Source organism: Nocardioides luteus (assembly GCF_014648595.1).
Lineage (GTDB): Bacteria > Actinomycetota > Actinomycetes > Propionibacteriales > Nocardioidaceae > Nocardioides > Nocardioides luteus.
This window is the reverse complement of sequence record NZ_BMRK01000001.1, coordinates 216,624-227,347: the sequence shown is the minus strand read 5'-3', so window position 1 is coordinate 227,347 and position 10,724 is coordinate 216,624. Positions and strand designations below refer to the sequence as shown.

The window sequence follows — 10,724 nt, the reverse complement described above, 5'->3', positions numbered from 1 at the left end:
TGCGGCTCGGATCAACGATTAAAGGAGATCGCATGAACCGCACCGACCTGGTGAGCGAAATCGCCAAGCAGGCCGAGATCACCCAGACGCAGGCCAACGCCGCCCTGGGTGCCGCCATCGAGGCGATCAGCGCGGCCGTCGCTGACGGCGACAAGGTCACGCTGCCTGGTTTCGGTACGTTCGAGTCGCGCGAGCGCTCGGCTCGCACCGGCCGGAACCCGCAGACCGGCGCTGAGATCAAGATCCCGGCCTCCAAGGGCCCGGCGTTCAAGGCCGGCTCCGCGTTCAAGGAGCGGGTCGCCAAGGGCTGAGGAGCGAAGCAAGGTGTCGAGCTTGCTCGTGCACTTTCGCTGAGCGACGAAGGCCCGCCGCCGAAGGCGGCCGGGCTGAGTCCCTAGCTGCATAGAAGAAGGGCCGGATCGATCCAGATCCGGCCCTTCTTCTATGCCCGCCGTGGAACGCCGAGTCGGCGCGTCTGCCCCGCTGTGGAATGCCGAGTCCGCGCATCTGCCCCGCCGTGGAACGCCGAGTCGGCGCGTCTGCCCCGCTGTGGAATGCCGAGTCGGCGCATCTGCCCCGCTGTGGAACGCCGAGTCGGCGCATCTGCCCCGCTGTGAAACGCCGAGTCGGCGCGTTTGCCTCGCTGTGGCGCGTCGAGTCGGCGCATCTGCCTCACGGACTCGGGGCAGTTGCGCCGACTGGGCGTCAGAATCTGAGGCAGTTGCGCCGACTGGGCGTCTGAAGCTGGGGCAGTTGCGCCGACTCGGCGGGTCTGGGGTCAGGCGGCGCGGTGGATGGGGCCGAGCCAGGACTCCAGGCCGTCCCAGGTCTCCTCCCAGATCTGGCCACGCTGGGAGATCTCCGCGTCGGTGAGGAGCGCGCGGGTGAAGGCGGCCTCGATCTGGCCCTGCTCGCCGAGGCCGGTCACGACGATGCGGGTGAGGGGCTGCGAGCGGCCCCAGGTGCGGGAGGCGCCGACGCTCACCTGGCCGCCGGCGCCGTCCCAGACGCAGATGTCGTCGGGGCGGGTCGGGAGCCAGAAGCAACCGCGCGATCGGCGGGGGCCGCCCCCGAGGATGTCCAGCTCCTCGCGCAGGCGCAGCGGGTGGAGGGGGCGCTCGGAGCGGAGGTCGAGCCGCCAGGCGCCGCCGGCTGGCAGCGGCGGCAGCTCGCCGCGGCGTACCTCGGCGACCCATGCCTCGACGTCCTCGTGACGATGGACACCGGCGACGAGGGCGGTGGCATCCAGGAGGGCGGGGTCGGTCACCAGCGGCGTACGTGGCCTGGCGAGCGTCGCGACCAACGTGTGCTCCGCGGGATCGGGGTCCTCGGTAAGGCAGACGACGTCGGCGTACTCGACGATGGCACACGCGACCTCGGCGACTCCGCGACGGTCCTCACGAGAGGTGGCGAGCCCGCGTTCGTCCAGCAGGTCAGAGCCGAGGAGGTCGGCGGTCACCGTGGTGCCCCCGAGTGCGGCGACCACGGCGGCGATGTCCACGTGCGGCGCCTGTCGCGGAGCCCAGGCGATGACGCGGCAGACCTGGACCGACTCGGCAGCCACGGGTAGGCACGCCACGATGCTGCTCCAGCGGCCCTGGGCGGCGAGCCGTTCGAGGGTGGGCACGATGTCCTCGCGGACCGCACAGGCGACGCAGGCGTGAGCGAGGTCGATCTCCTCGTGCTCGATCACACCGGTCAGGTCGCTGACCGTCCGGGTGAGGACCTGACGCTCCGGGTCGATGACGTGACGGACCATGACCGCGTCGGCGAGGCCGAACTGGAGCGAGATCGCCGCCGACAGCATGGCGCGCTCCTCCACTCCGCTGATCAGGATCACCGGTACCTGCTTCACGAGGACCTCCCTTGTCGTTAATGAGAATGATTCTCATCATGACACAAGCCCCGGTCCAGCACCGAGGGGGTTCACTCCTCGGCGGTGTGGGTGTGGATGCGTACGCCGTCGCGGTTGAAGATGCTCAGCACCTGCGCCGGGCGGGAGCCGACGGCGAAGAGGGCGTGAGGCACTCGGGTGTCGAACTCGGCCGCCTCGCCCCGGGTCAGCACCAGGTCGCGGTCTCCGAGCAGGAGGCGCAGCTTGCCGGAGATGACGTAGAGCCACTCGTAGCCGTCGTGGACGCGCTGCTCGGGGATCTCCGCGACCGGCTCATAGGTGATCTTGAAGGTGTTGACCGGCGATCCCTCAGGTGTCAGCGGCGCGATGACGTGGTTCTCACGGCGGATCACCGGGCGGCGGACGCGGGGATCGGGGACCGAGGGCGTCACCAGGCTGTCGAGACCCACCCCGAGGTGGCGGGTCAGCGGGATCAGCAGCTCGAGGCTCGCCTGGCGCTTGCCCGACTCGAGCCGGGACAGGGTGCTCGGCGACATCTCAGCCATCGCGGCCAGCTGCTCGAGGGTCCAACCCTTGCTGTGCCGGATCGCTCGGATCCGCGGGCCGACCTGCTTGAGCTCGTCGATCATGTGCGCCACCTCCCATTTGCCGTTTCAGCAAGAATCCTTGCTAGATCCACATTATGGCAGTCAACTGGATGACATGACCAGTTCTCTTGATGCCATCGTCATCGGCGGCAGCGCCGCCGGACTCTCCGCCGCCCTCATGCTGGGCCGATCCCGTCGCAGGACGCTCGTGATCGACTCCGGCCTTCCCCGCAACCGCTTCGCCGAGCACATGCACGGCGTCCTCGGCCACGACGGGACCGACCCCGCAGAGCTGCTCCGCCAAGGGCGCGAGGAGCTGGCTGCGTACGACGTGAAGGTCCGTTCCGGACGCGTGACCCGCCTCGACGAGACCGAGGATGGCGTCAGCGTCGCCCTCGAGGACGGCGAGCAGATCACCGCCCGCACCGCCATCGTCGCGACCGGGCTCAGCGACGACCTCCCGGACATCCCTGGTCTCGCCGAGCGCTGGGGCACCAGCGTGCTGCACTGCCCGTACTGCCACGGCTGGGAGGTACGTGATCGCCGGATCGGGGTGCTGACCACCTCGCCGCTCAGCATGCACCAGGCGCAGCTGCTCCGGCAGTGGAGCGACGACGTCGTCGTCTTCACCGCCGGCCTCGGCGAGCTCAGCGAGACCGACGAGCAGCGGCTGAAGGCCCGCGGGATCACGCTCGTCCCCTCCCCCGTCGTCGAGGTCCTGGGCGAGGGCGACCAGGTCACTGCCGTGCGTACCGCCGACGGCCAGACCACCGAGGTCGGCGCGATCTTCACCGCCGGTGAGCTGCGTCCCCACGACGACTTCCTGAGCCACCTCGGCCTCGACCGCACCGACACCCCGGCCGGCAGCTTCCTCGCCGTCGACGCGACCGGCAAGACCAGCAGCGAGCGGATCTGGGCGGTCGGCAACGTCTCCAACCCGATGGCCAACGTCCCGATCAGCATGAGTGCCGGCACCATGGCGGGCAGCTTCGTGAACGCGACCCTGGTGGGCGAGGACTTCGACCGCGCCGTCGCCGAGCAGACCGAGCAGGCCGAGCCGAGCGATCCGGTCGGCTTCTGGCAGAACAGGTACGCCGGTGACGACCGGATCTGGTCCGGCAAGGTCAACGCGGTGCTCGGTGACATCGCCGCCGGCCTCGAGCCCGGGACGGCGCTCGACCTCGGGTCCGGCGAGGGCGCCGACGTCGTCTGGCTGGCGAAGCAGGGGTGGCGAGCCACCGGCATCGACATCTCCGCGAACGCGATCGCCCGTGGCCGGGACGCCGCCCTGGCAGCCGGGCTCACCGAGGAGCGGGCGCGCTTCGTCGTCTCCGACCTGTCCGACCCGTCGGTGCTCGACCGGGGTTATGACCTGGTGACCGCCAGCTTCTTCCACTCCCCCGTCGAGCTGCCTCGCACCGAGATCCTGCGCCGGGCGGCCGCACTGGTGAACGCCGGTGGTCACCTGCTCATCACCTCCCACGCGGCCGCACCGTCGTGGGCCGATGCCGCCGCCCACGAGCACCGATTCCTCGATGCCAAGGAGGAGCTCGACGAGCTCGACCTGCCCGAGGACGACTGGGAGCGGATCGTCGTCGAGCACCGCGAGCGTGCGGTGACCAGCCCGTCCGGTGAGCCCGCGACGCTCGAGGACGCCGTCGTGCTGCTGCGGCGTCGGTGAGCCGAGCCGTCACCGACCAGCACCACAGCTCTCGGTGAGGAACTTCCCGAGACGCCCGTATGCGATCTCCTCGGCCTCGCCGCGCGCGACCGGCGCCTGGTCCTGGGCTTCCCGGAGCGCGTCGTCGATCAACATCCGGACGCCGGCGACGGCGGCAGCCGGCGTGGCTGCTGGGATACCGACCACCCGCAGCCGCCGCACCTCGCGGCCCAGCGCCGTCCCGGTCTCCTGCGTCCGGGCAGTCATGTGGGCGGCGCGGGCGTCGGCCACCGTCTGCACACCGGCGCAGAACTCCTCCAGCGAGGCGACCGGACCGACGGAGGCGGCCGGTACGGGTGGTACGTCACAGGCACCCAGGTCACGGGTGAGCACGACCACGCCGATCGCGACCGCGATCAGCACACCGACCAGAAGCCTCGGCGACCGGCCGCCGACACGCACCACCGAGGTCACTGATAGGTGTTGGCCGGCGCCTCGCGCGGCTGGACCGAGGTCGCCTCGATGGCGGTCTCCGACTCGGCACCGGGCGCGCTGCCCACGACCCAGCGGCCGGTGACCGCGACCCAGGAGTCGCGGGGCGGTACGTCGGCGTGGCCCTCGACCCGCACCCGCGAGGCGGTGGCGTCGGCGGCGCAGCAGGCGATGGCGATGCGGGTGACATACCAGCTGCCGGACTCGTCGGTGCTGACGAAGCCGGTGAGACGTACGTCGCGGTCCTCGATCGTCGAACCGTCCTCCACCCCCGCCCGCCACATGAACTCGGCGACCTCGACGTCGACGGGACCGTCGCTCGCCGGCAGGGGCAGGATCTCGGCGTCGGGGGCGGCCGCCACCGGGTCGCCGGCGCGACGCTCGGCGAGGTAGGCGCCCAGGGACGGCGGACTGGCGACGAAGACGATCACGCCGGGCAGGATGGCCAGCCAGGTCATCGCGGGCACCTTGTGGCCGGGGCCGTCCTCCGCCGAGCCGTCCTTCGAGCCATCCTCCGGCACAGGACGCAGCAGCATCCACGCAGTCAGCCCGAGCAGCACCACGCCGGTGGCGACCAGCGGCCACTTCATCCACTCCGAGACGTACCTCAGGTAGCCGTCACCGAGCGAGAGCCGCAGCAGGACGGCGCCGAGGAAGCCGATGACCAGCGCCTGGGTCGTACGCGTCACAGCAACCACCACCCGACGCCGACCGCGGAGGCGATGGCCGTGAGGATCACCAGCGGGACGAAGCGCAGCGCGAAGCCCGTGCCGAAGTGGCCGGCCTCCATCGAGGCGAGCTTGATGTCCATCGCCGGGCCGACGACGAGGAAGACCAGCTTCGCGGTGTCGGAGAAGGCGGTGAACGAGGCCGCCACGAAGGCGTCCGACTCCGAGCAGAGCGCCACCACGAACGCGAGGAGCGCGAGCGTGAGGATCCCCAGCACCGCCTGTCCGGCGACGGTGTCGACCACGGAGCGGGGTACGAAGGTGTTGACCGCCGCGGCCAGCATGGCGCCCAGCACCAGGAACCCGGAGGCGTGCAGGAAGTCATGACTGACGTTGCCGAGGAACGAGCGCTCGTGAGCGTGCTGGTCGCGGCCGGCGCCGGCGAGCCGCTCGAGCAGCAGCCTGCCACGCGCGAGCATGATCCAGCCGACCGCCACGGCGGTGACCAGCGACGCCAGGAACCGGGCCAGCACCATGACCGGCTGGCCGGGGAACGCGACCGCGGTGGAGACCAGCACCGCCGGGTTGACCGCCGGCGCTGCCAACAGGAACGTCAGCGCGACCGCGGGGGCGACGCCGCGGCGGATCAGCGAGTTGGTCACCGGCACCGCGGCGCACTCACAGCCCGGCAGCCCGATCCCGGCGAGTCCGGCGACCGGGACGCCGAGCGCCGGGCTCCGCGGCACGATCCGGCTCAGCGCCCGCTCGGAGAGGAACGTCGAGATGATCGCGCTGAGCAGCACGCCGCCGAGCAGGAAGGGCGCCGACTGCACCACGATGGCGACGAAGATCGTGCCCCAGGTGTTGAAGAGATCATGGTCCAGCAGGGGCAGCAGCCAGCGTTGCGAGAGCAGCACGGCAAGCAGCGCGACCGCCACGATCTCCGTCTGTCCCAGCCTCGGCCCAGGGTTCTTCGCCACCGCCCGATCGGGGGCACTCCTGCTCATGGACCGTGTGTCTAGCACGGCCCGGCAGCGCCGAGACCACGCCTCGCCGAGTAAGAATGATTCCGATTAGTGTTTCGGATGCGGCAGCTCGTTGCAGCGTACGGGGCACGGCACCAGCCCCTGCGCCGACTAGCATGGCGCCCATGGCAGCAACCCAGCAGGTCAAGCGGCGCGCCACCAACCAGGGTGCCGCGGTGAAGGAGGCTCTCGCCGCCGAGGACACCTTCCGCAGCGCCCAGGACGTGTACGCCACGCTGCGAGCCAACGGCGAGAAGATCGGCCTGTCCACCGTCTACCGCCACCTGCAGATCTTCGTCGACGACGGGCTCGCCGACGTGATCCACAAGCCCGACGGCGAGTCCACGTACCGGCTGTGCGGCGACGCCTCCTCCACCCATCACCACCACCTGGTGTGCCGTGACTGCGGCAAGGCGGTGGAGATCGACGGGCCGGCCGTGGAGACCTGGGCCGACAAGGTGGCGGCGCAGAACGGCTTCACCGACGTCAACCACACGGTGGAGATCTTCGGCGTCTGTGCCGGCTGCGCCGCCTGACCCGGTCCGGCTCAGCCCCTCCTGCGCCGCAGTGCGCCCAGCGCCACGTCGACGGCGAGGAACGCGACCAGGCTGATGCCCAGCAGCGGGAAGAACCAGCCGACGACCCCGGTGAGTGCCACGCCGACCACCACCAGCGGAGGCGGAAGCCGCCGCCAAGCCCCGCGCGGCACGGGCCGACCGAAGCGCAGGTTGCCAGCACCGCGGGGGCGCCGCTGCCACCACATCCGGTAGCCGAGCAGGATACCCACGATCAATCCGATCGCGACCGCCGCGAGGGCGACCTGGTTGGCGACGCCGAAGAGGATGCCGATGTGGGCGGCGATCGTCCAGGTGGTCAGCTTGGCCATCAGCGGCCAGTCGGCGAAGTCGACCCGGTCCACGACCGCACCGTGAGCCGGGTCGACCGTGACCGAGTCGAGGCTCGTGGGCCAGTCCCGTTTGTTCTCCGCCGCCGTCCAGGCGCTGCCGGCCGCGGTGGGCGGGGTCAGGTACAGCGGGTGGCCGAGCCCCTCCTCGCGTGCGGTGGCGAGCACCCCGTCGATCCCGACGCCGTCGAGGACGAGCGCGTCGGGATTATCGCTGTGGGCCGCCGAGCCCGGACCGTGGTGCTCATGCCCCGCTGGTGGCGCAGCTGCTCCGGTCGAGGTGGAGGGCAGCGGCTTCATCCAGGACAGCGCCGTACGCAGCTCGTCGACGTTGGCTCCGGCGTAGCGCGACCAGGTCACCCCGGTGACCGAGAGCGCCAGCGCGCCGATGAGCACCCAGGCTCCGACGACGCCGTGCCAGGACATCGTCCGGGCGCGACCGCGGGCCTGCGGGTCCGGGACGAGCAGCCTGCGAACCCGTCGCTCGCCGCGTCGCCTGCCGACCCACAGCGCCAGTCCACCCAGGGCGATCACCCACAACCAGCTCGCGGCGAGCTCGCTGTAGCTGCGGCCGAGGGCGCCGAGGTGCAGGTTGCGGTGGAGGTCGTCGAGCCACGCGCGAAAGCCGAGCCACTGCCCGTAGCTGCGCACCTGTCCTTGGACCTGACCGGTGTAGGGGTTCACGAAGACCGACATGTCGTAGTCGGCCGGGACGGTCTCGTCGGTGAAGACGACCCGGGTGGTGCGGTCGGCGGCCTGCGGGACGTCGACCCGGACCACCGTGCCCTCGGGGTGCGTCTCACGGGCGGCGGCGACCTGGTCGGCGAGCGGGACCGTGCTGCCGCCGGAGGCGCCGACATGGGTCAGGTCGCGGTAGGCGATCTGCTCGACCTGCGGCGAGATCGTGTAGAGCAGCCCGGTCACCGAGGCGACCAGGATGAACGGGGCGACGAGCACCCCGGCGTAGAAGTGCAGCCGCAGCACCAGCGGGCGGAGCAGCGCCCACCAGCCCGCTCGGTACGGCGGCTCGGGCCGTGGGGCGGGCGAGCCGGGCGGACCGGCAGGCGGGGCTGTGGGTGAGACGGGGTGGATCTGGGTCGGAACGGGCATTCGAAGCTTCTCTTCTCGCGAATTTTCGGGTACGCAAGACAGCCACCGGGACTCGCCCGGTGGTGCTCGCAGAGGGATCTCAGAGGCTCGCGAGCCTCGGCGGTCCCCTTCGCGGAGAGACGTGGGCCCACAGGGCGGGCCGTGGGACGAAAGCTCGCACCTCGGCGAGCAGGCGGCCGACGACGGCGACCCGGGGCACCGGGAGGCGGCGTACGACCACGGCGAGGGCGCGGCGATGCAGCAGCCAGACGAGGACGGAGAGCACCGCGGCACCCGCGTGGGCGGCGAGCATCGCGTCGCCGCCGGACCCCGACGAGGCGGCGAGGGCGTGGTCGTGGGAGGCACCGGGCGCCGCGGAGAGAGCTGCGAAGAGCTCGTGCAGCCCGAGCTGGGTGACGCCGGCGACGGCGGCGCCGGTGAGCAGTCCCACCCGACGCTGCAGGACCACGACACCGGCACCGAAGACGGCGAGGCCGGCGGCGACCAGCCAGCCGGCGCTGGGCAGGGCACCGCCGGCCGCACCGTGGGCCAGCACGGCGCCGGTCATGATCTCGAGGGTGGCGAGCAGCGAGAGCCACGCGCTTCCGCGCGTCGGCCTCACCACCCGCAGGTTCACTGGGCCTGGGCCTGCTGCTGGACCGGCGTGTGGTTGCGCGCGAGCAGCCAGATCATGGTGCCGTAGCAGGCGATCCGCAGCGCCCAGCCGAGGCCGGTGCGGAGGATGCCGAGGGCGAGGATCGCCCAGTCACGGTCGATCACACCGCTCCAGGCCAGGAACCAGATCGGTCCCTGGATGGCGACGCCGATCGCGCCGGGGGCGAGGAAGAGCCAGGTCAGCCGCGAGCAGAGCTTCACGATCTGCTTGTCCTGGTGCCACTCCAGCGGGTCGCCGCTGGCGACCCCGATGAAGAAGCCGAAGAACGGCCAGCCGATCAGGCACAGGCCACCGACGACGACCGTGTAGCCGAGGCTGATCAGGATGCCGGGCAGGAAGTAGGCAAGCGCCTGCTCCTCGGCCGAGCCGCCCATCGACTGGGCCAGCCGCACCACCGCGAAGCCGATCAGGATGCCGAAGATGGCGTTGCCGACGTACTGCAGGCTCGAGCGCTGCACCAGCCGCACGAGCAGGAAGACGACCGCGGTCGCAGCCGAGGCGATCAGCGCCGTCTTGAGGTCCTTGGTCACCAGCCAGGCGATCGTGAAGACCAGGCCGGGCACGCCGGCCTCGAGCATCCCGCGCACACCGCCCAGCCCGGCCGACATCTGGCGACGTACGACCGCCTCGACGGTGTCGACCGTCGGATGGTTGTGGTCGTGGTCGTCGGCTGGGCCGTCGCCGGCAGAGGACTCGGAGGTGGGGCTCACGTGTGGTTGGCTCATTCGTTGGGGTCCGGGATCAGCTCGTAGCGAGGGTTGAACATGATGCGCTGGCCGTCGTTGCGCCCGATGCGGCCCTGCACCTGCAGGGAGCGTCCCGGGTTGATGCCGGCGATGCGCCGACGGCCCAGCCAGATGATCATCACCGTGCCGGAGCCGTCGAAGAGCTCGGCCTCCAGCGCGGGGACGCCGCCACGCGGTCGCAACGTGATCGTACGCAACGTCCCCCGCAACCGCACCGGCTGACGGTCCGGCGCGTCGGCGACGGAGGCGACATCCTTAGTGACGTAGGCAGCCCGGATCTCGCTGGCGTCCATGGTGGCCGTGTTGGCCCACTCACTGATCTTCGCGCGCAGGCGCCCCTTGGCCATGGTGGCTGCTACTTCTCGACGGGACGGGCGTTGGGCGGGAGCTTCACCTCGAGGGCCTCGCCCTTCGGCTTGGCCTCGTTGCCGCGGCGCACGACGACGCGCTCGAGGAGCTGCTCCCACTCCTTGCCGGCGCTCGGCTCCATCGCCGGCCGGCCGAGCAGGGTGGCGCGGAGCATCCAGCGCGGCCCGTTGATGCCGATGATGCGGGTCTGCTGGACGGCCGGCTGGCCGTCGGGAAGCTTGACCTTCATCTGGGTGATCAGCTCGTCGCCCCACGGGCCCTGCAGGTCGGCGGTGGCCCCACCGCGCTGCTGGACGTCTTCGCGCAGCAGCGGCAGCGACTCGTTCCACAGGTCGCCGTCACGGGGCGCGGCGAAGGCCCGCAGCTCCATGGCACCGTCCTCGGCGGTGAGCATCACGGCCGCGATCTGGCCGGACGCCTCGTCCACCTGGAGGCGCAGCTCCTTGCCGGGCGCCGGTGCGAGCATCATCGAACCGAGGTCGACCCAGTCGTCCTGGATCAGGCCGTCGGGGACCGAGTCGATGTCGTAGGGCCCGATCTCGGGCGCTGCCGGCACCGGCCGCTCGTCGGGGAGGATCCGGTGATCCGACGACGCAGATGGCTCTCCGCGGTGGGAGGGCGTGGACTTGCGACGGAACTTCACGACCATCTGC

The 10,724-nt window shown here is 71.2% G+C and carries 13 protein-coding genes; 3 read left to right on the top strand and 10 right to left on the bottom strand.

All coding sequences use genetic code 11. The annotated features are described in order from the left end of the window. The first annotated feature begins 32 nt into the window (after positions 1-32). Positions 33-311, top strand: a complete 279-nt coding sequence (locus tag IEY81_RS01090; protein ID WP_189116593.1) for an HU family DNA-binding protein — start codon at positions 33-35, stop codon at positions 309-311. 467 nt (positions 312-778) lie between these two features. Here the strand turns inward: IEY81_RS01090 and IEY81_RS01085 are convergent, their stop codons facing one another. Then, on the bottom strand, positions 779-1,855 hold the full coding sequence (locus IEY81_RS01085; RefSeq protein WP_229787149.1) for a GTP-binding protein: 1,077 nt from the start codon (positions 1,853-1,855) through the stop codon (positions 779-781). Between the two features lie 71 nt (positions 1,856-1,926). Further along, a complete protein-coding gene (locus IEY81_RS01080; protein ID WP_189116592.1) occupies positions 1,927-2,484 on the bottom strand; it encodes a helix-turn-helix domain-containing protein in 558 nt (185 codons plus the stop codon). A 73-nt stretch (positions 2,485-2,557) separates the two neighbouring features. On the opposite strand from IEY81_RS01080, the gene IEY81_RS01075 reads away from it, so the two are divergent. Continuing rightward, on the top strand, positions 2,558-4,123 hold the full coding sequence (locus tag IEY81_RS01075) for a bifunctional NAD(P)/FAD-dependent oxidoreductase/class I SAM-dependent methyltransferase (RefSeq protein WP_189116591.1): 1,566 nt from the start codon (positions 2,558-2,560) through the stop codon (positions 4,121-4,123). 9 nt (positions 4,124-4,132) lie between these two features. Here the strand turns inward: IEY81_RS01075 and IEY81_RS01070 are convergent, their stop codons facing one another. The 3 genes from IEY81_RS01070 to IEY81_RS01060 are packed head-to-tail and all read right to left on the bottom strand — an operon-like array spanning position 4,133 to position 6,269. Then, complete coding sequence (locus tag IEY81_RS01070) at positions 4,133-4,576, bottom strand: hypothetical protein (RefSeq protein WP_189116590.1); 444 nt, start codon at positions 4,574-4,576, stop codon at positions 4,133-4,135. After that, positions 4,573-5,283: a TIGR03943 family putative permease subunit gene (locus IEY81_RS01065; protein ID WP_189116589.1), complete on the bottom strand. Its 711-nt coding sequence runs from the start codon at positions 5,281-5,283 to the stop codon at positions 4,573-4,575. The genes IEY81_RS01070 and IEY81_RS01065 overlap by 4 nt, the downstream gene beginning before the upstream one ends. Then, a complete protein-coding gene (locus IEY81_RS01060) occupies positions 5,280-6,269 on the bottom strand; it encodes a permease (RefSeq protein ID WP_189116588.1) in 990 nt (329 codons plus the stop codon). The genes IEY81_RS01065 and IEY81_RS01060 overlap by 4 nt, the downstream gene beginning before the upstream one ends. 143 nt (positions 6,270-6,412) lie before the next feature. On the opposite strand from IEY81_RS01060, the gene IEY81_RS01055 reads away from it, so the two are divergent. Continuing rightward, positions 6,413-6,823: a Fur family transcriptional regulator gene (locus IEY81_RS01055; RefSeq protein ID WP_189116587.1), complete on the top strand. Its 411-nt coding sequence runs from the start codon at positions 6,413-6,415 to the stop codon at positions 6,821-6,823. 11 nt (positions 6,824-6,834) lie between these two features. Here IEY81_RS01055 and IEY81_RS01050 read toward each other — a convergent pair whose 3' ends face one another. The 5 genes from IEY81_RS01050 to IEY81_RS01030 all read right to left on the bottom strand — a co-directional run bounded on the left by IEY81_RS01050 (position 6,835) and on the right by IEY81_RS01030 (position 10,720). Beyond that, positions 6,835-8,301, bottom strand: a complete 1,467-nt coding sequence (locus tag IEY81_RS01050) for a PepSY-associated TM helix domain-containing protein (RefSeq protein WP_189116586.1) — start codon at positions 8,299-8,301, stop codon at positions 6,835-6,837. A 79-nt stretch (positions 8,302-8,380) separates the two neighbouring features. Then, the gene (locus tag IEY81_RS01045) at positions 8,381-8,902 is read right to left on the bottom strand and encodes a cell division protein FtsQ (protein WP_229787147.1); all 522 of its coding nucleotides are present in this window, start codon (positions 8,900-8,902) and stop codon (positions 8,381-8,383) included. 11 nt (positions 8,903-8,913) lie between these two features. Beyond that, a complete protein-coding gene (locus IEY81_RS01040; protein ID WP_189116584.1) occupies positions 8,914-9,666 on the bottom strand; it encodes a DUF3159 domain-containing protein in 753 nt (250 codons plus the stop codon). An 11-nt stretch (positions 9,667-9,677) separates the two neighbouring features. Then, positions 9,678-10,049, bottom strand: coding sequence for an OB-fold nucleic acid binding domain-containing protein (locus tag IEY81_RS01035; protein WP_189116583.1), 372 nt, complete (start codon positions 10,047-10,049; stop codon positions 9,678-9,680). 8 nt (positions 10,050-10,057) lie between these two features. Further along, on the bottom strand, positions 10,058-10,720 hold the full coding sequence (locus IEY81_RS01030) for a DUF3710 domain-containing protein (RefSeq protein ID WP_189116582.1): 663 nt from the start codon (positions 10,718-10,720) through the stop codon (positions 10,058-10,060). Between the last annotated feature and the right edge of the window lie 4 nt (positions 10,721-10,724).